The organism is Chondromyces crocatus, assembly GCF_001189295.1.
GTDB classification, from domain to species: domain Bacteria; phylum Myxococcota_A; class Polyangia; order Polyangiales; family Polyangiaceae; genus Chondromyces; species Chondromyces crocatus.
Map to the genome: position 1 here is coordinate 4,762,166 of NZ_CP012159.1, position 26,171 is coordinate 4,788,336.

A 26,171-nucleotide genomic window follows, 5' to 3' on the forward strand; every position below is an offset into this window, starting at 1 on the left:
AGCGTGGCAACGCTCGCGCCCATGCATGTCTCCAGGCGTCTCCGTGCGCTTCTCGCTGGCGCCCTCGCTGGGCTTGCCGGGCTCTCCGCCGGCATGCTCTCCGCGCCTTGCTCTGCCAGAGCCGAAACGCCGGCACCGGCACCGGCTCCGCCGTCCCGGCTCGATGTGCCCTTCACCCGCTACACCTTGCCGAACGGTCTCACGGTCATTCTCCACGAGGACCACACGCTGCCACTCGTCGCGGTGAACGTGATGGTGAAGGTCGGCTCGCGCCACGAGGCGCCGAAGCGGACGGGGTTCGCCCACCTGTTCGAGCACCTCATGTTCATGGGCACGCACCGCGTCCCCACCAAGAAGTTCGACGCCTGGATGGAAGCCCAGGGGGGGTGGAACAACGCCTGGACCAGCGAGGACCGCACCGACTACTTCGAGGTCGCGCCGACGCACGCCCTGCCGCTCCTGCTCTGGATGGAGGCGGATCGGTTCTCGTCCCTCGCTGACGACATGGACCTGCCCAAGCTCGACGCACAGCGTGACGTGGTCAGGAATGAGCGGCGCCAGAGTGTCGAGAACACGCCCTACGGGAAAGCTGAACTCCGTCTGCCAGAGCTGATGTATCCGCCCGGCCACCCGTACCATCACCCCGTCATCGGTTCGCACGAAGATCTGCAGGCCGCCACGGTGCAGGACGTCACCAGCTTCTTCCGGAGCTGGTACGTCCCCAACAACGCCTCCCTCGTCGTCGCGGGCGACATCGATCCTGCCGCGACACGCGCGATGATCGAGAAGTACTTCGGGATCATCCCCGCTGGGCAGGTCCCGGCTGCTCCTGCCGCCTCTGCCGTTGCCCTGAAGAAGGTGGTGCGAGAGACGCTCACGGACAACGTGCAGCTCCCGAAGGTGATCATGGCGTGGCACAGCCCCGCGCACTACGCGGAGGGCGACGCCGATCTCGACCTGCTCGCGGCCATCCTCGAAGAGGGGAAGGCCAGTCGGCTCTACAAGGCGCTCGTCTATGACAAGCCGCTGGCGCAGGAGATCTCCGTCTCGCAGCAGTCTGGCGAGCTGGGATCGCGTTTCGTCGTCGAGGCCATCGCGCGACCAGGTGTCGAGCTGACGCAGCTGGAGGCGGCCATCGACGCGGAGCTCGAGAAGATCAGGACGGCCACCGTCCAGCAGAGGGAGCTGGATCGCGCCCGGAACCAGTTCGAGACCATGTTCGTCTCCCGGCTGGAGTCGACGATGGCGCGCGCGATGATCCTCAACCAGTACGAGACGTTCCGCGGCGATCCCGGTTACGCAGAGCGGGACCTGGGGCGATACCGCGCCGTGACTTCGCAGTCGTTGCAGCGGGTGGCCAGGTCGGTGTTGGCGCCCGATGCTCGCGTGATCTTGCACATCGTGCCCGCCGGGCAGAGCAAGGAGGGAAAGTGATGAGCCGACGGACGACGCTGCGCGCTGCGCTCTGCGCCGGGATGCTCGGGGCGCTGGTGGGGTGTGGGAGCACGCCACCGACGAACGGGACCTCGGCGCAGCATCCCGAGACGCCTCCGACCACGGAACGTCCCAAGGCCGACGTGGGTTCAGCCCCCGATCTGCTCGGCCCCATGCCCGAGCTGGGCTCCCCCAAGGAGTTCAACCCGCCTCCTCCGGTGGTGTTCGAGGCTGCAAACGGGATGAAGGTGTGGCTCCTCGAGCGTCACGCTTTGCCCCTGGTCTCGGTTTCGCTGGTGATCCCGTATGGAGCGTCATCGGATCCGGCTGGTGGAGCGGGGCTGTCCTACATCACAGCCGACATGATGGACGAGGGGGCTGGCAAGCGGGACGCCGTCGAGCTCTCGAGCGCAGTCAAGGACCTCGGTGCCACGCTGAGCCTCTCGGCGCGCACGGATGGGAGTGTCGCGTCTCTCACCGTGCTGAAGAAGAACGTCGAGCCCGCGTTCTCGATCCTCGCCGACGTCGTCGTGCGCCCTCGGTTCGATGCCAAGGAGTGGAAGCGCGTCAGCGATCTCTGGCAGAACGGTCTTCGCAAGCGTGGGGATGACCCGGCACAGGTGGCGCGGGTGGTGTCGAGCGCTGCTCTGTACGGTCCCGGGTCGCCCTACGGGCATCCCTCCGATGGCCTGCTTGCAGATGCGCAGAAGATCAAGCTCGCCGACGTGAAGGCCTTCTATCAGTCCGTGTGGCGCCCCGATCGAGCGACCCTGGTCGTGACGGGCGACATCACGAAGGACGAGGTGCTGAAGCTCGTCGAGCGTGACCTGCGCGGGTGGAAGGCACCCAAGAAGGCGCCGCCGTCGGAGGTCGTGCCTGCCACGAACGGCTCGTGGAAGCCGCCGCGTCTGCTCCTGGTCGATCGCGCCGAGGCGCCTCAGTCGGTGATCATGGTGCTCCGCGATGGTGTCGCTGCCAGCGACTCGCGGGCGCCGCTGCTCGATCTGATCAACTCCGCGCTCGGAGGGTCGTTCACGTCGCGCTTGAATCAGAACCTCCGAGAAGAGAAGGGGTGGACCTACGGCGCGAACTCGGCGTTCACCGAGACGCGAGGGCGGGGCGCGTTCGTCGCCAAGGCGGCAGTGGTCGCCGAGGCCACCGGGCCGGCACTGAAGGAGATGCTCGGTGAGCTGACGAAGATGGCCGACGCGGGGCTGACCCCGGAGGAGTTCTCGAAGGTCCGGGCCAAGGACCGCGCTGATCTCGTGGAGATCTACGAGACGACGAGCCGGACTGCGCAGCGGCTTTCGATGCTCTCGTTGCTGGGGCTACCTCCGGCCCATGACGTGAGGGCGACCGAAGCCAGGCAGAAGTCGACGCTTGCGCAGCTCGCCGAGCTGTCATCGGCGGTCGATCCGAAATCTGCGGTCGTGCTGGTCGTGGGACCTCGGGTCCAGATCGAGCCTCAGCTCCAGAGCCTGGGTCTTGGCGAGCCCGTCTTCTGGGACGCGGAAGGTCGTCCGGTCGCTGCGACGCCCACCCCTTGAGGTGAGCCAGCAACAGGGGGGGCCGCCCGCAGGGGGGGCCGCCCGCAGGGGGGGTGAGCGTTACGACAGAGGAGGACTGCCAGGATGGCATTCCCGTCGCGAGCCCTCGGCGCTGAGGTCTCGCGCGGGAGGAGGACCGTCGGTCCGGTCAGGGCGAGGTCGGCTCGAAGTCGACGGGGTTGGATGGCGCGCCCTGGTGCAGGACCCCATCGCCCTGCCAGTAGACGTACCGGGACTGGGCCACGTCATCGAGGTACACCTCCAGGCGCACGATGGCGCCGGGCGTGGTGACGAGCCGCATCTCGTCGATGTCGGACGCCGTGGACGCGCTCAGGTAGACCACACCTTCTTCGTAGAGGGTGGCCTGGTCGCGCCCTTCGAGACTCACGCCGCTGAACTCGTGGAGTTCGGAGTCGACGTCGACCGAGGCGAAGATGTCAAAACGGCAGGCGATGTCGGAGTAGTTGGTGTCGCAGGTGGTCCAGATGCGCCACTCGCCCTCGCTGGCATACTCGACGAAGATCCCGACCCCCTCACCAGGCTCGGCGCTGACGGTGGCATCGGTCTGGATGCTCACCAGCATTGGCTGCGCGGGGGGAGGGGGCGGAGGCTCGACGTAGCCGCCGTCATCCCAGGTCCCACCGCTGTCGTTCTCGATGATGAGACAGCCGCCGAGACACAGGGACGACGTGGCAAGGGCGAGAAGGGAGGTCCAGCGTCCGAGTGAACGTCGCTTCACAGAGTCGGTAGAGAAAGCCATGGGATCTGCTCCTCGCATCCAGGGTATCCAGGTTTAAAGCAGGATTCGGGCCAGAGCTACCTCCGACGGATGTTCGTCGAAGGCTTCGGCGCGCTCCGGGTCGCCTTGGGGGCCGAGACGGCTTTGGGCGCCGAGCTCCTGGACGGAGAGGACACGCGGGGGGACGGAGAGGACATGCGCGTGGACGGCGAGACCCGCGTGGACGGTGAGACCCGCGGCGAGGGCGTCGCTCTCGGTGACTGCTGGAAGCTGGGCTGCCGAACGGAAGGCGTACGCTGCGCGGGGGCAGGCATCGTGCTTCGAGAGCTGGGCGTGCGCATCACGGGCGACGGCGCGCGCGGCGCGCGGCCGGTGCTGCCCGACAGCTCGGGCTGCCGCGTGAAGGGCGCGCTGGCGCCGCTGCTCCGGCCCGGCGGGGTGATGCGCTGCGGGCCCTGCTGGCCAGGGTTGGTCTGCGGGGTGACGCGCTGCGGTCCCTGGCGGCCAGGGTTGGTCTGCGGCGTGATGCGCTGCGGGCCCTGGATGGGTTGGCGGGCGTCGCCCCCCGGCCGCGGGAGGTTGCCGCGGTCGCGCTGCGGGAGGCGCCCCAAGGAGTCGCGGGCGTCGGTGCCACGCTGGGGGAGTTGCATGCCGGGCTGGTTCCGCGACGGCGTCGTCATGGCGCGCGCTTGCGGCGTGGTGCTCTTGCGAGCGAAGCCGAGGGCGCGCGGGTCGGGCCTGGTCGCCGCCTTCGGTGCCGACTTGGCAGCGATCCGGGCGTCCGCGAGGGAGGGGGACGCGGGACGATAGGACCCGGGTCGCGCGCTCCCGCCCGACTGGCCAGGGCGCCCCGGTCGCGACGCTGCCGCCGCCGGGCGGTACGGTCGGGTGTGCGCCGCGACGCGCTGCACCACCGCGCGATCGCGAACGACATAGGTCGTCACGTGGCGGTGAAAGACGTAGCTCGTCGGGCAGAAGACGTAGGCCGCCCTCGGCACGCCCCAGAGCCGCACGGCGACGCCGCTGGACCAGTAGAAGGTCGGGGGCATCGGGGCCCAGCCGATGTACCCGTAGTCGCCCGTTCGCCATACGACCCAGGCCGGCGCGTAAACCCGGCCCGGGATCCACACCCAGCCGTAGCCCCCCGACCAGGTCCAGCGGCCGTAATGGAACGGGATGTACCCCCAGTCGTAATCGCTGACCCACATCCAGTCGCCCTCGTCGGAGAGGGCCCAGCGCCCTGCCGTCTGATAAGGGGCGAAGTCGGGACCGACTTCCGCCGCCGAGGGGACCCACACCGTGCCGTACGTCTCGTCGCTGACCCACGTCCCGTGATCCGCCAGGGGCTCCTCGAATTCCGCCAGCGCGCTCGGGTCGGCGTCTTCGTAGTACTCGTCGCCCAGCGCATCCTGGGCCGGCTGTGCCACAAAGGCCTGTGAATCACCGGTCTCACCCGTCACGTCGGGCGTGTCGTTGGCGTAGCCGGGAGGCAGCGCCTGTGCGTGCGCCCCAGCCGCGCCGAGGGCAAAAACGGCGGTAGCGCCGAGGACGCAGAAGATGCGAGCGAGGGGCAACATCAGGGTCATGATGGGTCCTTCTCCGGTGGAATGCCAGCGTGAGTGAGCCTCATTGCGACGAGCCTGCTCATTCGCTGTGCAAGGAGCGTTCCCGGTCTCCTCCGCCCGAAAAGCGAAGGCTCCTTCGCTCGACGCCGTGAGGCTCGCCGACACTTCCGCCACCTGGGGGCGTCGCTGTAAGGTGACCGCTTCATGCGGTCGTTCTGCTCCTGGCTCTCGGCGTCTATCCTGATGGCGGCCCTGTTGCCGGTCCTGTCACCGGGCGTCGCGAGCGCGGCGCCGGTCCAGGAGGGCGTGCGCGTCGATCTCCTCCAGCCCGCGTCGCCCGAGAGTCATTTTGTCCGCGCCGAGGGGCCGCATACCCCGACCGGTGACGCCGTGGAGGTCGCGGCCGTCCTCGGGCTGGAATACGCATCGAGGCCCGTCCGTGCCGTGGGGGTGGATGCCGAGGGGGGGAAGATCGACCTCGGCGATCCCGTGCGGCACGCCGTGATCACCCGGGTTGGCGCGTCCGTCACGCCCGGCGGAGTGGTGTCGCTCGAGCTGAGCATCCCGGTCGGGGTTTACGTCACGGGGGATGGAGAGCGTCCGATCCAGTATGCAGGGCAGCCGATCCAGCCGGCGAACGGCGCGTTCGGGGTCGGTGATCCCCGCTTCGGCGTCCACGCGCGCGTCATCGACACCCAGGCGTTCGACCTCCTCGTCGGCGGTCGGGTGTGGGCGCCCGTCGGCTCCCAGGACGCGTACCTGTCCGATCGCCGTCTGCGTGGCGAGCTGAATGTCGGCGCGGCCGGCGAGATCGGCTCGTTTGCTTACGGCGCAACGATCAACGTGGCGCCAGGCATCTTTGCGCGCCGCGATGGCGACCGCGCCGCGGCCTCGTTCGCCGCGCACGTCTTCCCGGTGCGGGCATTCTCGCTGGGGGTCGAGCCCTCCCTCGTGCTGCTCATGGATGAGCGACCGGACCAGAGCCATCAGCTCCAGGTCGCCGTCGAGGCGCTCGCTGCCATGCGACTCACGCTCGGACCCGCTCGCCTCGGTCTCGCCGGTGGGCCGGTCTTCGGAAACGCGGCCGGCTCCGGCGAGCTACGTGGGCTTTTCACGGTCGCCTTCGTGGGCGGGGCTTCTTCCAGCAAGCCGCCTGCAAAGCCAGCTGGTCCGCCCGATCGCGACTTCGACGGGATCCGCGACGAGGAAGACGCGTGTCCTGGCGAGGCGGGCCCCGACCGCCCCGATCCCACCTCCCGCGGTTGTCCGGTGCGGGATCAAGACACGGACGACGTGCCCGACGACGAAGACGCCTGCCGCGATCTTCCTGGCGTGAAGCACCCCGATCCGCGCGCGAATGGCTGCCCGGATGGTGACAACGACGGCATCCCCGACCCGCTCGATGGCTGCCCCCGCGAGCCCGGCCCGGCCCCTGCCGGCTGCCCCACCCACGCTCGCCTCGAAGGGGATCGCTTCAAGCTCGACGTCCCCCGCGTCTTTCAGGGCGCCGAGCTCACGCGCGAGGGGCGCGCTGCGCTCGAAGAGATCGCGGCGACCATGCGCGCGAACCCCCGGTTCGAGCAGGTCAGCATCGGCATCGGGACGCGGGGGCTCAGCGCTCAGGCCGCGGATGAGCGCGCGAGGGCCATCCTCCTCGTGCTCCGGGCCGGATACCTCGACCAGAGCCGCTACGAGGTTGTCCTGCGCGAGGAACTCACCGCAGGCCTGGTCGAGGTCCAGCTCGTGCGTTGACGGGCACTCACTCGATGTCGTCGCTCTCGTCGAGCGACGTCGCCACGGAGCGCTCGTCCTCTCGACCGGCGCGCGGCGCCATCGTCGAACCGGGCGCCTGCCCCTCGGGCAGCGCGGGCGTCGGACGCGCCTCGGCCAGCAAGCGATCTGCATCCCTCAGCCGTCGGTTCAGCACCCGGATCACCGCCTCCGCGATCTCCACCGTGTCGTGGATCGCCTCGTGGAAATCCTCCGCCGACACCCGCAGCAGCTCGGCGTCCTCCGTCACCGTCGCCGTCGCCGTGCGCGGATCGCGGTCGAGGATCGACATCTCACCGAACACGTCCCGGTTGCCGAGGTGGGCGAGTTCGCGTCCCTGCGTGGAGAGGGCCACGGCCCCGGCGATGATCAGGTACAGGGATCCTCCGGACTCCCCCTCGCGGAAGATGACGTCACCCTTCCGTAGCGACACCACGATCGACCCGCGGGCGAGCGCCACCAGATCGTCCCCGGCGACGCCAGCGAAGAGGGGGACCCGCTGGAGGAACAGGATCTTCTCGATGGTCGTGTACATGGTGTCGTCCTCGTCGAGCCCGACGCGGCCGGTCTCGAGCCAGTAGTGTGCATAGCGCGCCACGACGGGATCCTCATCGTGGCTCAGCGCCGTGAGGCGCTCGCGCGCCCCCTCGGGAGACAGGGCCGCCACGGCGATGGCTGCGGCCTCTCGCACCAGCGGATCTGCGTGCGAGGTGGCCGAGAGCGCGCTCTCGGCGACGATCATCAATCCGTGGCGGGCCGCCGCATCGAGTACGAGCGCTGCGCTGTAGGGCTGCCCTCGCGCGAGTTCTCCTCGCACCCATACAGCCGCCTCGCGGCGCTGAGCCTCCGCCTGCTGTCCCGAGGGCGAGCCTCCGGCGGCTCCGTTCCGTGCCTTCGTCAGCACGAACCCTCCCGCGCGCAGCTCGACCAGCCCCTCCAGCAGCCGGCTCAACCGCTCGAACAGCGGCCGCTCGAGCAGCGCATCGAGGACCTCGAGCGCATTGGCTCGGAGGGCCGGGTCTGCGCCGAGGACATGGGTCCGCGCCAGCGCGATCTCCTCGCGGGGATAGCCCAGCTCGCAGACCCGGAGCGCACGGATCAGCCCCTGGCGCAGGCGCCGCAGCAGGTGCTGATCCAGCAAGGGACCTGCGATGACCGGCCGCGCTGCGAGGTAGCGATCGCGGGTGTGTTCGTGCTCGTCCAGCTCCCTCGTGACCCACGCCAGCACCTCGCGCTTGTCCACGGCCGGCGCCTGGAGGGTGAGCCGGAGCCGTGACGCCGAGGCCAGGATCTTCTGCCGTACGCCCTCGTCCGGCTCGTCGATGCACCCCACCAGTCCATCGAGCGCGTCCAGATGCGCCGAGGCTGCGAGGATGCGCGGCATCATCTTCCTCGCCTCGCGCGGCGTCGCTGGATCGGCGAGGCGCGCCGTGAGTTCCGGTATCGCTGGCTGACCGATCACCGACAGCGCTCTCCCGGCCACCCGTGAGAGCCCTCGATCCGCCAGCGCCCCGACGAGCAGCGGGATCAGCCGCGGATCTGCCACCGTGCAGGCCGCCTTCACCGCCTCGCGCCGCACCTCGGGATCCGTATCCGCGATCAGCCGCGCCAGCGCCCGTTGCAGCGACTGTTGCCCGACCATCCCCAGCGCGCGCGCCGCGGCGATGCGGTTCTTCGCGTCGGCGCTGTCGAGCAGCTCTCGCAGCCTGGGCGCCCCGTCGAGCATCCCGTCCAGGCCCCCGTGGCGCATCAAGGCGGCGATCGCCGCGGCCTGGGTCGCGTCGTCGCCCTCCTTGGACAGACGACACAGCTCCTCGTGCGCGTCCTCGCGGAGCAGCTCCGAGAGCACCTCCACGCCTGCGACCCTCACCAGCTCGCTCGGATCCCGCAGCGCTCGGCGTGCGAGCTCGGGGGCGCCCTCCACCCCACCGACCTCGACCAGCAGGCGCAGCGCGGTCGCACGCACGCGCGCGGATCGATGTCGTGTGAGTCTCGGCGCCGCGCTCTGAAGGATCTCGGGCGAAAGCGAGCGGAGCTGATCGATCGCGAACAGCACCTGCGGAGCATCGTCGCCGAAGAGCGCCTCCTCGAAGATCGCCCGGGTCTGCGGTCCGACCACCACGTCCTCGCTCCCGATCCCGCGTCGGACCAGGGTGCGGCGCATGGCTTCGATGTACCCCTGACGCAGCCGAGGCGTGAGCCCGATGACGACGAGGCCCAGAGGCAACGAGTACAAGCCGAGCCGCGCGGCGTCGTGAATGAGCGCTTCCCCGCCATCCGCCGTCCCCGTCGAGGCGCTGACCACGATCAGCAGGGTCGCGCCGACACCGCAACCGACGGGCTTGGCCACCGCCGACGCGAGGGTGCGCACCCGCTCGCGCAGCGCCTGGGGAAAGGGGAACAGCAAGAGCTGCGTCGCCGTATCGTGCACGGTGAACTGCAGCCCGTGATCGCTCGCCTTGAGCACCGAGGCGATCGCGAGGGAGGGGGACAGGAACAGCGCACCCGTGGCGGTGATGAACGCGGCGGGCATGGCCACGATCCCACCCAGCACCCCGTACCGTGAGAGCAGCCGTGGCATCAGGAGCTGCACGGCGAGGCTGAGCGCACCCACGGCGCCATAGAAGAAGCCCATGAAGCTCGCCAGCCGGTCTCGCTCCGGGTAGGCGACGGTCGCGATGGCCTTGAACTGGTAGTCGCCGATCGTGAGCACGGCGAAGAGGAGCAGCGTGAACAGGGCGACGGTGAGCGCGTAGCGTGAGCGCCAGACCGGGGTGTCGAACAGCCGCTCCTCGATGGCCCGATCGGGGTGCTGGACGGGGGCCGGGTGACGGGTGGCGAGCACGTAGGTGAGCGCCGCGACGGCGAACAGCGCCGCGACCAGAATGAAGATCAGGTTCTCGGTACCCATGAAGGACACCGCGGCCCCTGCACCGAAGCCACAGGCGACCGTTCCCGCGATCCTGCCCACACCGATGAGCCCGAAGAGGCGCTTGGCGCTCCTCGTATCATGCAGATCCTGGGCGATCCCCCAGACGAGCACGGTGACGAAGTTGGCGATGATCTCCGACCAGACGTTGAAGATCACGTATGCCGCGCGGACCTCGTGGCCGATGAGGATCCGCAGGATCACATAGGTACACGCGCTGAAGAGGGCGAAGCCGATGGTGAACTTGGCCCTCGGCAGCCGTGGCGCGATGGCCGCATACACCAGGCTCACCACGCAGGACACGACCCCGTAAGCGATCCACATGGGGCCGATCCACGTCACCGGGAAGCGCGTCAGGAAGAGGGCGTCGCGCGCCGTCCGGCCCACGACGAGCAACAGGGCTGCCAGGAAGAGCAGCGCGAACAGCAGCGCGCTGCGCTCGAGTTCGACGGCGGTGAGACGGAGCCCCAGCGCCTCCGCTTGCTGTACGGGACGCTCCGGCGCTCTCGCTGGGATGGACACGCGCGGATGGACCTGTCCAGAGCGGCTGACGCCGGTGGCGGGAGAGGGGGTCGAGTCGGGCCGGGCAGTCACGGAAACGTGACAACCTAGTCGAGTTTCGATGAACTTCACCCCCCGAGAGCGGACGGTTGCCCAGTCAATGTCGCAGTGAAGTCGCCGAGGTAGCCTGGAGGACCAGCGCGCTCGACGCTCTGCGGCAACCGCGACCCGGGTGAGGGGGGAGCGGTCGTGGAGGGGACCCTCCGGAGGGGGGGCCAGGAGGGACGAGCGGACCGACTCGGGGGACGAACTGCCCGTGCCAACTTGGCAACATCGAGCGTGCTCCGGGGGCTCTCTGCGCCATGCCGTCAGCGCCCGATCGTGCGCGTTCTGGCGCCTCCGCCAGCGGGTGGAAGAGGTTTGCTGTCTGGCACGATGTGTGCTGAAACTGGCCGACCATGAGCGTCATCGGTCAGTTCGGAGGGGGGAGGCAACGAACGCGGATGAGTCTTCGACGGCTGTGTGTCGCTGCGGTTGCAATGGCCGTGACGACCGGCCTGGCCGTCACGGCGGAGGCGCAGACGACGATCCGCGAACGGCAGGTCAAGCGCTCGTACACCCAGCGGCGCGAGCCCGGGGAACAGAACTTCATCAGCTACGATGACTGCATCAACTCGAACGACTTCGAGTTCGTCGTGGAGATGGGTGGCCTCGAGGCGGGCGAGACGCTCGGCATCTGGGTCGCCAACGAGGCCTCCATCGACTGCAAGCTCGGCACCGAGAGATCCTCCGCGACCGCCCGTTGCCGGGAGATCGCCAGCTTCGGGAGCCTCCTGCGCGTCACCACGGTCAATCTGAAAGCGAAGGACATCGTGGCGAAGCTGTTCGGCAACCAGGACCCGGACAGCTGCACGGCCGACAACACCAGCAACACCGAGCCGCGGAAGGCGAACATCTACTTCCTGCGATACAAGGGATCCGAGGATGTGACTGCGGCCAAAGCCGCGGTCTGGTCGAACACCTCGGTCGACGTCCTCGGCCCGCTACCCCCCACGGACATCCAGGGGAGCGTCGGCGATGAGCGCATCGTCCTCGAGTACAAGACGCAGACCAACGAGCTGGATCGTCGCGGGTTCTACTTCTTCTGCGACGACGGCAGGAGCGCAGGCGCCACGGGGACCGGCGGCGCGAGTTCTGGCGGCGCGGGGGGAGACGGAGGGAGCGGCGCAGCTTCCGGGGCGGCAGGTGCAGGCGGGGACGCGGGCGCAGGCGGGGCTGCGGGCGCAGGAGGGTCGGGTGGAGACGGTGGGACGAGCAGCGGCAGTGGTGGCGATGGCGGTACGTCGGGCTCGGGAACGAACGGCTCCGTCTGCGCAGACACGGGGTCGTGTACCTCCTCCATCCTGGTCCCTGGCCAGCGCGTCCCCGACGATGTGCCCGCGTCGTTCCGGTGTGGCTCCACGGTCAGCAGGAGCAGCGCCGAAGCGCAACCGGCCGTCAACGGGAGCTGCTACCGCGTCTTCGTGGCGAGCTACGACCGGCTCGGCAATGTGGGCGTCCTGTCGGAGCCCGTCTGCGTGACGCCGCTGCCCGTCGATGACTTCTACAAACTCTACCGCGCTGCTGGCGGCCAGGCGGGTGGCGGTTTTTGCAGCATGCAGGGCCCCGTCACGAGCTATGGCGTCGGGACGTCTGTAGGTATCGTGGGGGTGGCTGGTCTGACGTTTGGTCTACGACGCTTGCGACGTCGTGGCCGCAGGGAGCACACTCAATGAGCCGTGTCGGCCGTCTCGCGACGTGCTTTGTTCTCAGTGGAGTCATCGTTCTATCGGCTGGTGTCGCCTCTGCTCAGTATTCTTCGAAGAGTCGCTTCGGGGGTGAGTGGCGGCGAGCCAACCGCAAGGCTGAGGAGAGTCGTTTCTTCGACTGGACCCGGTTCACATTCGAGGCGCGCTTCGGACCTTACTGGCCTGCAATCGACGACGAGTTCGAGGGCTCTGCGACGCCGTACGCGGACGCATTCAACCCCAAGCCTCAGTTCTATTTCGGAGCGGAGGTGGACTGGCTCTTCTTCCGGATTCCTTATCTCGGCGTCGTCGGCCCCGGGCTGGGATGGGGGTACACCTCGGTCAGCACCAAGGCGCGGGTCACGGGGACCGAAGAGGAGTCGGGCCAGGACACGTCCCTCTGGATCATGCCGATGTACCTCTCGGCGGTCCTCCGCGCCGACGTCCTGATGCGCGAGGTCAACATCCCTCTCGTGCCCTACATCAAGTTCGGCCTCGGGTACGGGCTGTGGGGTTCCTCTTCCGGGCAAGACACCTCCGTTCGCGATGGCCTCGCGGGTCGTGGTGCGAGCCTCGGTACTCACCTCGCGCTCGGCGGCATGTTCTCGCTGAGCTGGCTGGATTCCAGCGGCTCCGAGAGTCTCCGCGACGCCACGGGCCTGCGGTCGATCTACGCGTTCGGTGAGTGGATGCGCTCGGATCTGGGTGGCGGCTCGCAGATGCGCATCGGTACCACGACGGCCATCTTCGGCCTCGCCGCCCAGCGCTGAGCCCCACCATCACGGGCGGCGCTCTGCCGCCCTCGTCGTTCCGAGCGGCTACCTGCCGCTCTCGTCTTCGGCGCCAGTCCCCCGATCCTCCTCGATCACCGTCACGCCCTTCCGGCGCCCGGAGCGGGCCGCTGGGGGAGGTCCGCCTTCCTCGATCACCTTGACGACCTCCGGCGTCGGCTCACCGTCCACCGGGATCGTGGCCTCGGCCTCCTTGCCATCGCGCTCGTAGGAGAACCGGATCTCCTTCGCCTTCGCCAGCCCCTTCCAGACGGCGAACAGGTCATCGGGGCGTTCCAGCGCTTGCCCGTTCACCCGGGTCACCACGTCCCCGGCCTTGAGAGGAGCCTCGCTCCACGCCTCCGGCAGCGCGAGGAGCTTCCAGCCCACGAAGTTCCCGCTCCGGATCACCTCTTCGATGGGCACCCGCTGAAGCAGCCAGGGGGGACCCTGCACCAGCACCTCCTCGAGCGACTGGCGCGCCACGTGTCCTGGTGGCACCGCGCGCGCATCCGCGGTGGGGCCGGTCTGCGCCGCAGGCTTCGTCTCTGCCTGAGCTGGGGCCGGCTGCGACCCCCCGCACCCGGTGAACACCGCGAGCACCGCGGCCGCAGCGAGAAAGAACAGTGGTCGCGTCCGCATCGCGGCGACTCTGCATCTCCAGCCAGGCTGGGCCAACTTTCTCACGCTTCCCCCTGCCCGCAGGAAGCTCCGCTCACCCCCCGACGATGCGGCCTCAGGGCAGGGCGGTGGTGATCACGTCACGCGTGAAGGCCATGCTACGGCCGGGTCGCTCCAGGCACGCGGGGTAGTAGCGCCCGAGCGTCAGCGTCTGACAGGCCAGCGCGCACGGCCCCACGATCTTGATGGGCCCGCACTCCACGATCTGGCCGTCTGCCCCCTGGTGGCCGGCCGCGCAGTCCCGCTTCTGCGCGCGCGAGTTGCCGACGTTCAACGTGTGGTAGCACGCGTGGAGCGACGGCTCTTCGGCGAACAGGTTCCCCCAGAACGCGCCTTCGACCTGAGGGTACTCGTGCAGCTCCGAACTCCAGAGCGTCGTCTTGAGAGGCCCCCGGGACGAGCGCATCGAGATGGTCACCGGCGTCTCGTAGAAGTTGGTCCGAGCCGCCAGACAGGCGGACACCATCCCCTGGCTCGACCTCCCGAGCGGCTCGGAGCCCCAGTGCGGAGCGAGCCCGAGGCGCCCGGGGTACATCTCGTCGTGGGGCGCACCGCCGGCATCTCGCCACGAAAATACCAGCCGCTGCCCGCCGTCCAGCGCGCAGCTCACCAGGTACTTCATCAGCTCCCGAGCCAGGCTGCCCGTCGGACCAGCGTCCTGGAGCGCGTGCAGGCTCTCCGCGCTGAGCGCGTTCAGACTCAGCGCATTCAAGCTGAGCGCATTCAAGCTCAGAGCGTTCAGGCTGAGCGCGTTCGCGCTGAGCGCGTTATCCCCTTCCAGCGCACCCGTCACCCCACCGGGCTCGTCCTCCGCGATCTCGTCCGCGCCGGCACCGCAAGCCGAGAGCGCCGCGGTGCAACCCAGGATCAACCACCTCGTCGTCGTGCGCATGTCCGAAAGCTCCGCGCTCCATCCGATGCCGTTGCGCCCCTCGTGTTCTCGCGTCGCAGCCCGCGCTCAGGGCAACGCGGTGGTGATCACCTCCTTGATCATCGACGACCCCTGGCCCGGGCGCTCCATGCACTCGGGGTAATACTGACCGGACGGCTTGATGCTCTTGCAGACCTCGCTGCAGGCGCCGACGATCTGGATCGGTCCGCACGCCTCGAGCTCACCCTCCTCGTTCAGGTACCCCGTGGTGCAATCGCGTTGCCAGGCGCGGGAGTTGCCGATGGTGGCGCTGTTGTGACAGGCGAAGAGCTGCGGCGTCGGAGCGAACAGATTTCCCCAGAAGGCGCCCTCGACCTGGGGAAAATCCTGCAGCTCGGTGCTGCTCGGGTTCAGCTTGAGCGCCTTCTGTGGAGAGCGGATCGAGATCGTGACGGACACCCCGTGCAGGTTCACCCTCGCTGCCAGGCACGCGGACACCAAACGCTGCTCGACGACCTTCAGCGGTCGCGACTTCCAGCTGTCGATGAGCCCGAGTTCCCCTGCGTAGGTCTCGTGGCGTACGGCGCCGTCGGTGTCGGTCCAGGGCAGGGTGAAGGACTGCCCGCTCTCGAGCGCACATCCCACGGCGTAGTGGAGGAACTGGCGAGAGAGCTGGCCTGCCGTCCCAGGATCGCGCAGCGCCTGGAGATTCTGCGCGCTCAGCCCGTCGAGGCTCAGCGCGTTCAGGCTGAGGGCGTTCAAGCTGAGCGCATTCAAGCTGAGCGCGTTCAAGCTGAGCGCGTTCTGGATTGTGAGGGCGCCCGCCGCTTCCTGGAGCAGCTCGCCCTTCGACCCCGGCGACTCGTCTTGCTCCTCACCGAACTGCGCGCAGCCCGAGAGCAGCACCAGCGCACCCGATAGCGTCGTGAACCAGGCCAATCTCATCTCTCTCACCTTCCCCGAACGATGGCGCTGCCATGCACCGGCAGGCGGTGCATCACCCCCTTCACCCGAGCGCGGACGGGTGCCCTTCGAGTAGATGCGTCGCTCGCTTCACTGGTTGCACACAGGCGATGACGAGGTCGGGTGATGAGGCCGGCTCGAGGTCGTCACCGTGGCCGAGCCCAGCAATTCGGAGATCCAGCCTCGCAGCCGGCACCCCATCACCGTCGAGATCGTGGACGCCGCGGTGATCGCGCGCTCCAGCTGTGTCAACGCCTCCACCCGCCGGCCTCGGCGCAGCAGCCAGAGCCCTCTCGCCTCCAGCACCTCCACGCGCTCCTGGCCCACCGAGCAGCACGCCGAGCGCGCCTCGAGGGCCTCCCAGGCCCCGACCACCTCGTCGCTCGTGGCCAGATCGATCATCGCGCAGAACACCTCCTCCGAGGGCGACAGCGCCTGTTCCGTCGACCGGATCCTCGCCACGATCTCGCGCGCTCCCGCCTCGTCGCCTTGCACCAGCCGCACCCTCGCCCCGAGCAATGCCACGGCGGCCGGCGGATGATGGTCCCCGCAGCGCGACACGATCGCCTCGATCGCGCGCAGCTCGGGCGGCGCTGCCTCGAAATCCCCCATCAGGAACAGGCACTCTGCCAGGTTGTAGCGCCCGGTCAGCTCGAGCGCCGGCTGGCCCAGCTCCCGCCCCAGCGCCATCGTCCGCTCGAAGTCGGCGATCATCGCGCCCCGATCCCCCAGGTAAGCGTGGACCAGCCCCCGGTTGCTCAGCGCCGCGCCGAGGTGGAGCATGTCGCTCCGCGCCTCGCACCGCCCTATGGCCTCCCCCAGCGCCTGCGCGGCCTCCTCGATGCGCCCCAGCTCAGCCAGGATGAACCCCAGCAACAGCTGCGCGATGAGGTGCGTCTCGTACCCCTGATCCCCGAGCCGGGACGCCTGCTCCACCGCGAGCCCCAGCACCGCGGCCGCCTCCGCCTCGCGGTTCGCCCGGTGCAGTGAGCGCCCCACGCCCAGCATCAACCGCGCCCCCAGCAGCGGCGACGCCACCTGGGCGGCGTGACGCTGCGCGGCCAGCACCCGCGCTTCCGCCGTCCTGAAGTCTCCCATCCAGTCGAGGACCATCGCCTCGTCGAGCAAGAGCTCCATCTCCGCCCCCGCCTCCCTGGCGGCCACCGCCCGCTCGCGCGCCGCGGTCAGATCGGCGACGGCGTCGCGATGTCGGCCCAGGCGAAACCGCGTCAGCCCTCGCCCCCGCAAGGCGGGGACGGGCAGCGACCCGAGCAGCTCCACCGCGCGCTCGTAGCACTGCTCCGCGTCCAGGTAGGCCTGCCGTGCGCTCGCCAGCTCCGCGCCCCGCAGCAAGAACATGGCCGCCCGCGTGGGCTGCCCCCCTCGCTCCAGGTGCGCCGCCAGCACCAGCGGATCGGCCTCGCCCGCTGCCTCGAGCCACTCGGCCGCGAGCCGGTGCCCGAGCGCGCGATCCTCCTCCGTGAGCAACCCGTACGCGCCCTCGCGCAGCAGCGCTTGCCGGAACGTGAACTCCTCCTCCCCGGAGAAGCGGCTCTGCCGGTGCCGGACGCACAGCTCCTGATCCACCAGCGCGGGCAAGCACGCCTCCACCAGCGCCGCCCCCTCGCTCCCGATCAAGTGCGCCACCGCGCCCCGCCAGAACACCTGCCCCAGCACGCTCGCCGCGCGCAGCATGAGCCGCATCCGAGGCTCCAGCGCCTCCAGCCGCACCTGCACCATCGCCACCACCGACTCGGGCAGCGCCTGGCCGCGCCCCTCGGCCGCTGCGCGGATCAGCTCCTCCAGAAAGAACGGATGCCCCTCCGACTGCGCCACGATCCGCTCGATCAGCGACGACGTCGCCGCATCCCCGAGCGCCTGCGTCGCCAGCCGCATCCCCGCCTTGGGTGAGAGCTGCCCCAGCCGGATCACCTGCCGTCCCCGGTCGGCCCAGAGCTGCGGAAACAGCTCCTCCACCTCCGGCCGCGCCGAGGCCAGCACCAGCAGCGGCTGATCCGAAAGCTCCCGCAGCACCCCCTCCACCAGCGCCACCGACGCCCTGTCTGCCCAGTGCACGTCCTCCAGGACCAGCATCACCGGCTGCGCCCCGCACTCCGCGCGCAGCAGATCCCGCAGCGCGCGCTGCATCTGCTCCCCGAGCAGATCCGGATCCTGCCGCGCCGCGCGCAGCGGCAAGCTCTCCTCGTCGGGGAAGGGCACCCCGATCAGCTCCCCCAGGAACTCGCTCAGCCGCCCCTGATCCTGTGCCGGCACGTTGCGACCGACCAGCGCTCGGACCTGCGCCCGCTGCTCCTCCGGCTGCTCGCTCCCGCGGATCCCGGCGGCTCCTCGCAGCGCCGCCGCCAGAAGTCCCCCGGTCGACCTCGTGCGCAGCGGATCCCCGCGCCCGATCCAGATCTCCACCGGACCTCCCGCGCGCCGCTGCTGCTCCAGGTGCTCCTGGATCAACCGCGACTTCCCCATACCCGCAGGCCCCGTCACCACCACCACCCGGGCTGCCGGCTCCTCCACGCACGACGCCATCGTCTGCGAGAGCAGCCGCAGCTCGTGGTCGCGCCCCACGAACGGTGTCGACTTCCCCAGCAGCGGACGCCAGATCTCGTCCGCGGATCGCTCCCCCCGCAGCACCAGCCCCCCGCCGAGCGCGCGCGCCACGACGAACCGGGCCTCCAGCAGCGACGCCGTCGCCTCGTCGCACAGGATCCGTGGCGCCCGCGCCCCCGGCTCTGGCCGTGGACCCTTGCGGAGCAGCGACCCCGCGCGCTCGATCGCGTCCCCCACCGGCAGCCCCACCCCCAGCTCACCCCAGCCGATCGTCATCGCCAGCGGCCGATCCGGCACCTGCTCGGCCAGCGAGAGTGCGCACCGCGCCACCCGCGCCGCGATGTCCATCGGCACCATCGGCGTGCTCACGAAGAACACCGCCGTCCCGTCCGCGAGCAGCTCCAGCCGCGCCTCGAACGCCGCCGCGATCCCTGCCAGATCGCCGGCCGCCGCGTGCACGCCCGCCACCGACAGCGTCGCGTCCCCGGTACGCAGCGTCGGCCGCCCCAGGACGACCACCCCCAGAAACCGCCGCTCGCTCCCGGTGATCGCCGAGATGGCCGTCGACGAGGCCGGCGCCTCCGTCACCTCCCGCACCTCGCGCGCCGCGAACTCGGCCAGCACCGCCGTGCCATCCCGAGGCCGGCGCGCCGGGTCCTTCGCCAGCATCCGCGCCACCAGATCATCGAGCCACGCCGGGACCTCCGGACAGAGCTGCCCGACCCGAGGCGCCTCCTCGAAGATGATCCTCGCCAGGAGCGCCATCACGTGATCGGCCTGGAACGGCCGTGTCCCCGTCAGGCACTCGAACATCACACAGCCCAGCGCGAACACGTCCGCGGGCGTCCCGATGTCGTCCCCGCTCCGCGCCTGCTCTGGCGCCATGTACCCGGGCGTCCCGATGAGCGACCCCGCACCCGTCAGCCGATAGTTCCCAGCAGGCTGCGCGATTCCGAAGTCCAGGAGCTTCGGCTGCGCGATTTTGCCCCCGAGCAGGAAGATGTTCCCTGGCTTGAGATCGCGGTGAATCACACCGTGCGCGTGCGCCGCCTCCAGTGCCGACGCCACCCGCACCCCCAGCTCCACGCCCTCGTCCACCGAGAGCCTCCGCCGGGCGAGGAGCCGGGAGAGATCCTCCCCCTCCAGCCACTCCATGATCAGGAACGGCGTGCCGCCCGTGGGCGCGTCGTACGCGATGTGCCGCACGATCCCCGGGTGCGACAGGCGCGCCAGGATCTGAGCCTCTCGCTCGAACCGCGCCAGGTGAACGGGAGAAGGGTCGAGCAGCACCTTCGCTGCGACCCGCTCCCCTGTGAGCAGATCGCGGGCGCGGTACACCGCACCCATTCCCCCCGCCTCGGCCAGCGCGTCCACCCGGAAGCGCTGCGCCAGCACATCACCCGTCCTCACTCCATCGAACGTAGATGGCCAGTTCAAATCGTCCAGCGAATAGCCGAACGCCATCCGCTCCCGGACTGCGGCCCCATCAGCGATAACACGAGCATTCACCTGAAGCTTGCGGGGGCTCCTGAATCACTTCCAGGCGGCCCCCAGGCGCGCGACAAGGGTTTCCCCGAGCCGCGTCCCAGGTGGACCCAGACCCCTCACGCCATGATCCCCACGAACCGCAGAACGGGTTCCGCCAGCGCCCGCTCTCCCACCGTGGACAGGCACTGATCTGCCTCCAGCGGTGTCACCGCCTTCGTCCAGATCCGCCACGCTTTGTCCGCATCGAGCGTGCCCTCGACGACGGCCGACGGGTCCGCACCCTTCCACAGCGACCACCCGCTCGCCTCGCGCCGCAGCGTCCACGAAAGCTCCACGGCCCCCGTGAGAATCAAGGCCACCTTGGTCCCCTGCGCGCAGCTCACCTCGCGGTAGGCGTGCGGCAGCCCGCGCGCGAACGTCTCCAGCACGGGCTCGAACAGCGCCGGCTCGAACAGCGCCGGCCGCTCCGTCGCGTCACGGATCTGCTGCTGATGGTGCCACTTCTCCGTGTACTCGCGGGCCACGTCGAACCAGTGCCTGGACGTCTCTTCGCCGGCCCACGCCACCGAGAACAGCGCCTCGCCCTGCGGGTCCAGCCCCTCCAGCAGTTCGAGCAGCGCCGCATCGTACTGCGCGAGCAGATCCATCAGGATGCGCGGGCTCACCCGCCGCATGCCCGCCATCCAGTCGCGGTTGCCGGACTGGATGAAGTCGGTCAGATCCTGCACACCCCGCAGCGGCGGGGTGGGCAGCGAGAAGCCATCCCGCTGGATCGACAACCGGCGCATGTCGCCCTGAAGCAAGTGCGCCACCAGGTCCTTCACGTCGCGCGACCCGTGAACGGTGGGGCGCAGCCAGTCCTCGGGCGTGAAGCCCTCCAGAAGCTCGGCCTGGAGCTCGAGGGTCCTCCGGAGCGCAGCGCGCACGTCGATGACGTCTCGAGGTCCGAGGGGAGTCGGTTCGTTGCTCATTCCCCCTTCATCAGCAAAGGCTTTGCCATGGTCCAGCAGGACCGGCTGTTCCGGGCTCCCTTGACACCTTTCACGCCCCGTGGCACCGCGCGGCTGCGCTCTGGCGGGATTTCGCCGAGCTTGCGGAGAGGTAGAGCGTCGTGCGGGAGCGGTGGGGTGCGTGGTGCGCGGCCGCGGGCGCGATCCTTGGTGGGATCGCCTTGCAAGGTGGAGCGGTCGCCGGCGAGGCGCCGACGTGCTCGGCATGGAAGGCCGCTGCGGCGCCCCATGACCGGCTGGAGCTGAGGGCCTGCCGGGCCGTCGAGACCGGCACGCGAGGCCCAGGCGAGGCGCCCCGTGACGAGCCGCTCGTGCACCGCCTCTCCGTCGAAGGGACGCCCGACGACGTCGGGCCGACCCACGAGGAGCCCAGCGAAGCCGACGACGAGGACGAGATCCCCGACGTCCAGCGTCCGACGAGCCGCGACGACCGCCGGACCCCCGTCCGCATCGAGCTGCGCAGCGGCTACGACGACACCCGCAAGATCCGCATCGAACTCACCGCGTCCGGTGGCCAGGTGGAGATCCTCGACCTCACCGCCACCAAGGGCATCAATCAGGCGGGCACCTGCGCCGCTTGCCGCGACCTGAGCGACCTGACGGCCTGGCGGGTCCTCGACGGCGGCGTCCCCCCCGAGCCCGAGGTGGTCCGCCCGATCGCCGGCAACACGCACATGGAAGTGCTCGCCCGCGACCTCCGCCTCACCGACGCCAATGCCGAGCGCCTCAAGCGCATCGCCGCTGCCTACTTCAAGGCCACCCGCAAGCGCCTGGTCGTCACTGGCGGCACCCGGCCTCCGCAGCGCCAGGCCGAGCTGATGTACGACAAGCTCAAGCGCGGCGACGACATCGTCTCTCTGTACGAGAACAAGCAAGCCGTCACCGAGGTTCGCAACGCCTACCGCACCGGCGCAGCGCAGGCCCTCCCCCGCAAGACCGTCGTCCGCCTCATGAAAGAGGTCATCGACGCCCAGATCGCGCGCGGCGTGTACATCTCCAAGCACCTGCGCTCCGGCGCCGTCGACGTCCGCTCCTGGGACATGGTTCCCGCCATGGAGCAGGCCTTCCGTGAGGCCGTGAAGAAAGAGCCCGGCGTCGCGCTCATGGACGAGCGCAAGAGCGCCGAGCCCCACTTCCACCTCACCATGCCCTGAAGCGCGACCTGGTTCGGTTCAGTCCACCGACGCCTGGTTCACGTACACCACCACCCGCCCACCCGTGGCCGGGTTCGTCACGCTCTCGTAGCCCTCGGTGTCGGTCCACAGGTTCGTCCCCGAGGCCGTCGCGTGCATCCCTTGCGGCATCCGCACCCACTGGCTGCTCCCGGACAGGTACGCCGTCCGCGACGCCGTGGTGGACACCTTGAACAGCGCCCCGCCGTAGCGCGTCGAGCTGAGCCAGTACGACGTCGTGTCGTCGTTCGTCATGATCGGCGCGACCCCTTGCACGTTCGGCTCGTTCATCACGTAGGCCCGCTCCGGCCTCACCACCCCGCTCGTGAGCTTCAGCCGGTTCGTCGCCGTGTCCACCGGCCAGCGGTAGAGCCGCCCGCCCAGCCCTGCCGTCCCCCCGTTGGGACACGGTGAGTCCCCCGCGTTGCAGTACTCCCCGGAGAGCACCACGCTGCTCGACGCCCGCGTGTCCTTCCCCAGCCACGAGAACGTCGGCTTGCATGGCTTGGCGATCGACGACGGCACCACGTACGCGCTCACCTGCGGCAGCACGTACTTGTACCCGTAAGCGCACCACACCGAGCCCGTCTTCCCGATCGCGTCCTCGCACGTCGCGCTCGTGTTCACCTCGCGGATCTGCGTCAGATCGAACACCCGGATCCCGTTGCTGGTGTCCGCCATGTAGATGTAGTTGCCGTACCAGGTCAGCCCGCCGCCATGGATCGGCACCGTCGTGAAGTTCCCCGCCGCCGTCGGCCGCACCATCAACAGGTGCCGGTAATTCACCGCGCTCCCCGACATGTCCGAGATGTCCACCAGCGACACCCGCACCCCCTTGTCGGGCGTCTTCGGGTAATGCCACGCCGTGAGCAGCACGTTCTTCCCGGCAGCCACCCCGGCCGTCATCCCTTGAGGGATCCAGTCCGCGGTCGCCATGTCCCCATCGTTCCAGCGGAACCCACCCTTGTAGCCCGTGGCCGCAGGCCGCGTGCTGGACGTCAACATCGGCCCTGCTCGGTTCAGATCGAGCAGCACATCCCCCACGCTCCGCGCGTTGGGCACCTGCGCCATGTACGACGCGTAGGTGCTCCACGTGTTCTGGTCCGTCAGGTGGAGACAGCTCGCATTGTGCGTGGTGATCGGTGCGCCTTCCGTCAGCGCCTGCGCATCGGTCTCGACCACCTCCTCGACGCTCCCCGCCTCGATGCTCCCCTCGTCGGTGATCTCCTCGTCGAGCACGTCGTCGGTCGCCCCGCAGCCACCGACCCAGAGCGCACCCGCCGCGGCGAACCACGGCAACATCCTCCTGCAGACACCCATCATCCTGGTCTCCCTTCGAGCCGCGCTTCCGCGTCCCTCGGACATCGACCGGACACCCTAGGCGCCCGGGCGCGCGACGTCAGCCGGCCGGTTCGCGGTGAATTCCGGTGTCTCTGTCCAGTGCCCTGGGAGGCCGCGCCCTGTGGCACCTCACGACCCGCGCACCTCGCTCGACGAAGGCACGACGACATCGAGCGCCCAGCAAGAGAAGCTCAGCTCGTCGACGTCTTGCTCGACGAGCGCCGTCAGCGTCGTACCACCCCCGTGCCCCGCATCGCGGAGCGGGAGCAGCAAGTAAGGTCCACCCTCGGGCGCCTCGGCTTGCAGCCTGGCGACCATCTTCAGCGGATCGTACGGCGGCGCGACGCGATCGTTCAGCGCCGACACGAACGCCATCACCGGGTACCGGCCGTCGGCGTGCACGTTGTGGTACGGCGAGTACCCCGCCAGGTAAGCCCCCTCGACCGGATCCTCGGGCGACCCGAACTCGACCGTCGCCGCGCTCAGGTGCCCGAACCGCGGGAAGCGCAGCATGTCGAGGGTGGCCGCGCGGCAGTACACGGCGCCGAAGGCCTCGGGCGCTTGCAGCGCGGTGACGGCCACGAGCAGCCCCCCGTTGCTGTTGCCGCGCGACACCAGCCGCGAGGGCGTCGTGTAACCCGCCGACACCAGCCACCGCGCCGCCGCGATGTAGTCGTCGAAGGCGTTCTGCCGCCGCGTCTTGCGCGCCGCCTCGTGCCACGCCCGCCCGCGCTCGCCACCCCCGCGCACGCTGGCGAACGCGAGCACGCCACCCAGCTTCAGCCACGCGGCGTTCAGCGCCGAGAAGCGCGGCTCCAGCGAGATGTTGAAGCCTCCGTAGCCGTTCAGGCGCACCGCACGGCGCCCATCGCGCGGCAGGTCGCGCTGGTGGACGAGGCACATCGACACCAGCGTCCCGTCCCGCGACGGATACTCCACGCACTCCGTCACGTACGCCGAAGCGTCGAGCCCGACGTCGGGCACGTGGTACGGCACCAGGCGGTCCGCCGCGTCGTCGTACAGGTACACCGACGGCGGCTGCACGTACGACGTGAAGTTCACCCAGACCTCGGACCCGCCCCAGGCCCCGCTCACCCCGCTGACCACGCCAGACCCCTCGTTGCGGTTCACCGCGCCGAGCGCCGGCAGCGACAGTGTACGCAGGTACGTGCCGTCCTCGGCGTGGATGCTCACCCGGTGGCAACCTCCTCGCGCGTGGACGGCGTAGAGCCGCCCCCCGACGCCGGTCACCGACTGCAACGTGTCCTCGCCTTCCGGGAGCAGCGTCCGCCACGCCGTCGGCTCCGCCAGCGGCGCGACGCAGGCTCGACCGCGAGGCGCATCGAGATCCGTGTGGATGAGCAGCGCCTCGCCGATCACCTGCACCTGGTTGAGCGACCGCATCTCCGGCGCCACCGGCACCAGCTCCCCATCGGCGAGGCGCAGCAGGTAGACGACGTTCGCGTGCACGAAGTCCCACTTGGAGAGCACCGCGAACCGACCGCACTCGCTGACGTGCACGGTGCACCAGTACTCCTTCACCTGGTCGTCACCGAAGACCCGGCGAGCCTCCTCGCCCGACCCCAGCCGATGCTCGTAGATGGCGTTCCAGTGCGCCTCGTCGCCCGCGGGCACCTCTCCTGGCCCCGGACACGCCGCGTAGAAGAACCCCGACCCATCAGGCAGCCACGCCACCGACGCGTGATCCGTCCCCCGAGGTCGATCCGGGAGGAGCCGCCCCGTATCGACCTCCAGCACCCGGATCTCCGCCCCGTGGGTGCTCCCCACCGCCTTCCCGAACGCCACCAGCGTCCCATCGGGCGACGGCACGGCGAACACCAGCGCCTCCTCGGCCCTCCAGCCGTTGGGATCCAGCACCGTCTCCAGCGGCGCCTCCTCCCCGCGCCGCAACACGAACCTGGGCTTGTCGTCGCTCGCCTCCGCTTGCCAGAAGAACGCGCGCCCCTCGGCCCCTCGCCGGATCGGCGGGGACAGCCGCGCGACCCGTGCCGCGCGCGCCACCACCTCCCGCAGCCAGTCCCGCCCCGGCACCGCATCCAGCACCGCGCGCGTGGCCACCTCTTGCCCCGCCATCCACGCCTGGGTCTCCGCGTCGTCGAGCCGCTCCATCCAGGCGAACGGATCGTCGAACCGCCTCCCGTGCACCGCGAAGCTCCCCTCCGGATCGCAGCGCGCCCCGGGAAACTCCAGCACCCCATCCAGCCTCTTCTTCATCGGAGCGCGGCGGTATCCTCCACCCTGCCGATGGAGTGCAAGGCCGTCATGCGTCCCATCGACGGTTCGACGTGCATCCCGGCTCCCCACGGCGGCAGGCGTGTCGAGCAGCAGGCGTGTCGAGCGGTAGGCGTATCCAGCCGCAAGCGTGTCGAGCGGCGGGGGGGTCTGTGTGCAGGCGAATCTGCTGCTCAACAGCCGCGTCATACAACGCGCGCGTTATGTACGCTTTTCAAGCGATCCATGGACCACGGACGCCCGAACTCCAGCTTCGAGCCTCTTCCGCCCCCTCCTCAGTCCCCCTCGCTCTCTTCGCCCTCGCCCTCGCCCTCGCTCTCTTCGCCCTCGCCCTCGCCCTCGCCCTCGTCCTCGCTCCATTCCCCGTAGACATCGGCCTCCCAGCCGCGGGCCACCCAGCGCGAGCCCTCGCCATCGGCCGTCTCCCACTTCAGCATCAGGTAGTCGGCCCCTGGCGGAGCGACCCGCGCCCCGTTGACGTGGACGAAGATCAGCGCCCAGAGGTCCGTCGCGCCCCCCTCGTTCGCCGTGACCGTCAGGTGGGCGCGCAGGTTCATGCCCAGCAAGCTCCCCGCTGGAGACAGCTCCCCCGACGCCGCGCTGGCCGAGCCGAACGGTCCTTCACTCCAGACGCTCTCCTCGATCAGGGTCAGGGGATGTCCGCATGCGGCGCCGAGATCTGCGACCCGCTGCCGGGCGATTTCATTCGTGAACATGACCATGCCACCTCGTGAGGGGCGCGAGTGTACGGGATGGTCCGGAGTGGAGGGCCTCCTGGAGACGGC

General features: G+C 69.7%; 17 protein-coding genes. 6 read left to right on the top strand and 11 right to left on the bottom strand.

The window, feature by feature from the left end; genetic code table 11:
* Positions 1-21 precede the first annotated feature (21 nt).
* Together CMC5_RS17680 and CMC5_RS17685 are read left to right on the top strand one after the other, a co-directional pair.
* Positions 22-1,434: a M16 family metallopeptidase gene (locus tag CMC5_RS17680; protein WP_082362569.1), complete on the top strand. Its 1,413-nt coding sequence runs from the start codon at positions 22-24 to the stop codon at positions 1,432-1,434.
* Positions 1,434-2,981, top strand: coding sequence for a M16 family metallopeptidase (locus tag CMC5_RS17685; protein ID WP_050431533.1), 1,548 nt, complete (start codon positions 1,434-1,436; stop codon positions 2,979-2,981). The genes CMC5_RS17680 and CMC5_RS17685 overlap by 1 nt, the downstream gene beginning before the upstream one ends.
* Before the next feature lie 148 nt (positions 2,982-3,129).
* On the opposite strand, the gene CMC5_RS17690 is transcribed toward CMC5_RS17685, so the two are convergent.
* Both CMC5_RS17690 and CMC5_RS17695 read right to left on the bottom strand, forming a co-directional pair.
* The gene (locus CMC5_RS17690; RefSeq protein ID WP_050435958.1) at positions 3,130-3,741 is read right to left on the bottom strand and encodes a hypothetical protein; all 612 of its coding nucleotides are present in this window, start codon (positions 3,739-3,741) and stop codon (positions 3,130-3,132) included.
* A gap of 56 nt (positions 3,742-3,797) precedes the next feature.
* On the bottom strand, positions 3,798-5,306 hold the full coding sequence (locus CMC5_RS17695; RefSeq protein WP_156338680.1) for a DUF6600 domain-containing protein: 1,509 nt from the start codon (positions 5,304-5,306) through the stop codon (positions 3,798-3,800).
* A 183-nt stretch (positions 5,307-5,489) separates the two neighbouring features.
* Here CMC5_RS17695 and CMC5_RS17700 point away from each other — a divergent pair, with 183 nt between their 5' ends.
* Positions 5,490-7,037, top strand: coding sequence for a beta-propeller fold lactonase family protein (locus CMC5_RS17700; RefSeq protein ID WP_156338681.1), 1,548 nt, complete (start codon positions 5,490-5,492; stop codon positions 7,035-7,037).
* Between the two features lie 7 nt (positions 7,038-7,044).
* On the opposite strand, the gene CMC5_RS17705 is transcribed toward CMC5_RS17700, so the two are convergent.
* Positions 7,045-10,578 carry a HEAT repeat domain-containing protein gene (locus CMC5_RS17705; RefSeq protein WP_245678492.1) on the bottom strand — a complete coding sequence of 1,178 codons (3,534 nt, stop codon included), beginning with the start codon at positions 10,576-10,578 and terminating at the stop codon, positions 7,045-7,047.
* 410 nt (positions 10,579-10,988) lie between these two features.
* Here CMC5_RS17705 and CMC5_RS17710 point away from each other — a divergent pair, with 410 nt between their 5' ends.
* Positions 10,989-12,260, top strand: coding sequence for a hypothetical protein (locus CMC5_RS17710; protein ID WP_156338682.1), 1,272 nt, complete (start codon positions 10,989-10,991; stop codon positions 12,258-12,260).
* The gene (locus tag CMC5_RS17715; protein ID WP_050431538.1) at positions 12,257-13,042 is read left to right on the top strand and encodes an MXAN_2562 family outer membrane beta-barrel protein; all 786 of its coding nucleotides are present in this window, start codon (positions 12,257-12,259) and stop codon (positions 13,040-13,042) included. The genes CMC5_RS17710 and CMC5_RS17715 overlap by 4 nt, the downstream gene beginning before the upstream one ends.
* 48 nt (positions 13,043-13,090) lie before the next feature.
* Here the strand turns inward: CMC5_RS17715 and CMC5_RS17720 are convergent, their stop codons facing one another.
* The 5 genes from CMC5_RS17720 to CMC5_RS17740 form a co-directional block, all read right to left on the bottom strand.
* The gene (locus CMC5_RS17720) at positions 13,091-13,684 is read right to left on the bottom strand and encodes a PDZ domain-containing protein (protein WP_050431539.1); all 594 of its coding nucleotides are present in this window, start codon (positions 13,682-13,684) and stop codon (positions 13,091-13,093) included.
* 94 nt (positions 13,685-13,778) lie between these two features.
* Complete coding sequence (locus CMC5_RS17725) at positions 13,779-14,615, bottom strand: hypothetical protein (RefSeq protein WP_050431540.1); 837 nt, start codon at positions 14,613-14,615, stop codon at positions 13,779-13,781.
* A 66-nt stretch (positions 14,616-14,681) separates the two neighbouring features.
* A complete protein-coding gene (locus tag CMC5_RS17730) occupies positions 14,682-15,539 on the bottom strand; it encodes a hypothetical protein (RefSeq protein ID WP_063796297.1) in 858 nt (285 codons plus the stop codon).
* Between the two features lie 108 nt (positions 15,540-15,647).
* Complete coding sequence (locus CMC5_RS17735; protein ID WP_245678493.1) at positions 15,648-19,631, bottom strand: serine/threonine-protein kinase; 3,984 nt, start codon at positions 19,629-19,631, stop codon at positions 15,648-15,650.
* 95 nt (positions 19,632-19,726) lie between these two features.
* Positions 19,727-20,581, bottom strand: coding sequence for a maleylpyruvate isomerase mycothiol-dependent enzyme family protein (locus CMC5_RS17740; protein ID WP_050431541.1), 855 nt, complete (start codon positions 20,579-20,581; stop codon positions 19,727-19,729).
* Positions 20,582-20,721: 140 nt separating this feature from the next.
* Between CMC5_RS17740 and CMC5_RS17745 the strand changes: the two genes are divergently transcribed.
* The gene (locus CMC5_RS17745) at positions 20,722-21,774 is read left to right on the top strand and encodes a hypothetical protein (protein ID WP_050431542.1); all 1,053 of its coding nucleotides are present in this window, start codon (positions 20,722-20,724) and stop codon (positions 21,772-21,774) included.
* A gap of 18 nt (positions 21,775-21,792) precedes the next feature.
* Here CMC5_RS17745 and CMC5_RS17750 read toward each other — a convergent pair whose 3' ends face one another.
* The 3 genes from CMC5_RS17750 to CMC5_RS45940 form a co-directional block, all read right to left on the bottom strand.
* Complete coding sequence (locus CMC5_RS17750) at positions 21,793-23,094, bottom strand: hypothetical protein (protein ID WP_245678494.1); 1,302 nt, start codon at positions 23,092-23,094, stop codon at positions 21,793-21,795.
* A gap of 168 nt (positions 23,095-23,262) precedes the next feature.
* Complete coding sequence (locus CMC5_RS17755) at positions 23,263-25,368, bottom strand: prolyl oligopeptidase family serine peptidase (protein WP_050435961.1); 2,106 nt, start codon at positions 25,366-25,368, stop codon at positions 23,263-23,265.
* A gap of 293 nt (positions 25,369-25,661) precedes the next feature.
* On the bottom strand, positions 25,662-26,102 hold the full coding sequence (locus CMC5_RS45940; protein WP_169796573.1) for a hypothetical protein: 441 nt from the start codon (positions 26,100-26,102) through the stop codon (positions 25,662-25,664).
* Positions 26,103-26,171: the final 69 nt, after the last annotated feature.

Bases quoted from the DNA above. Each gene is read 5' to 3' on its own strand.
- CMC5_RS17680 (WP_082362569.1), top strand. From the start codon at position 22: ATGCATGTCTCCAGGCGTCTCCGTGCGCTTCTCGCTGGCGCCCTCGCT.
- CMC5_RS17685 (WP_050431533.1), top strand. From the start codon at position 1,434: ATGAGCCGACGGACGACGCTGCGCGCTGCGCTCTGCGCCGGGATGCTC.
- CMC5_RS17690 (WP_050435958.1), bottom strand. From the start codon at position 3,741: ATGGCTTTCTCTACCGACTCTGTGAAGCGACGTTCACTCGGACGCTGG.
- CMC5_RS17695 (WP_156338680.1), bottom strand. From the start codon at position 5,306: ATGACCCTGATGTTGCCCCTCGCTCGCATCTTCTGCGTCCTCGGCGCT.
- CMC5_RS17700 (WP_156338681.1), top strand. From the start codon at position 5,490: ATGCGGTCGTTCTGCTCCTGGCTCTCGGCGTCTATCCTGATGGCGGCC.
- CMC5_RS17710 (WP_156338682.1), top strand. From the start codon at position 10,989: ATGAGTCTTCGACGGCTGTGTGTCGCTGCGGTTGCAATGGCCGTGACG.
- CMC5_RS17715 (WP_050431538.1), top strand. From the start codon at position 12,257: ATGAGCCGTGTCGGCCGTCTCGCGACGTGCTTTGTTCTCAGTGGAGTC.
- CMC5_RS17720 (WP_050431539.1), bottom strand. From the start codon at position 13,684: ATGCGGACGCGACCACTGTTCTTTCTCGCTGCGGCCGCGGTGCTCGCG.
- CMC5_RS17725 (WP_050431540.1), bottom strand. From the start codon at position 14,615: ATGCGCACGACGACGAGGTGGTTGATCCTGGGTTGCACCGCGGCGCTC.
- CMC5_RS17730 (WP_063796297.1), bottom strand. From the start codon at position 15,539: ATGAGATTGGCCTGGTTCACGACGCTATCGGGTGCGCTGGTGCTGCTC.
- CMC5_RS17740 (WP_050431541.1), bottom strand. From the start codon at position 20,581: ATGAGCAACGAACCGACTCCCCTCGGACCTCGAGACGTCATCGACGTG.
- CMC5_RS17750 (WP_245678494.1), bottom strand. From the start codon at position 23,094: ATGTTGCCGTGGTTCGCCGCGGCGGGTGCGCTCTGGGTCGGTGGCTGC.
- CMC5_RS17755 (WP_050435961.1), bottom strand. From the start codon at position 25,368: ATGAAGAAGAGGCTGGATGGGGTGCTGGAGTTTCCCGGGGCGCGCTGC.
- CMC5_RS45940 (WP_169796573.1), bottom strand. From the start codon at position 26,102: ATGTTCACGAATGAAATCGCCCGGCAGCGGGTCGCAGATCTCGGCGCC.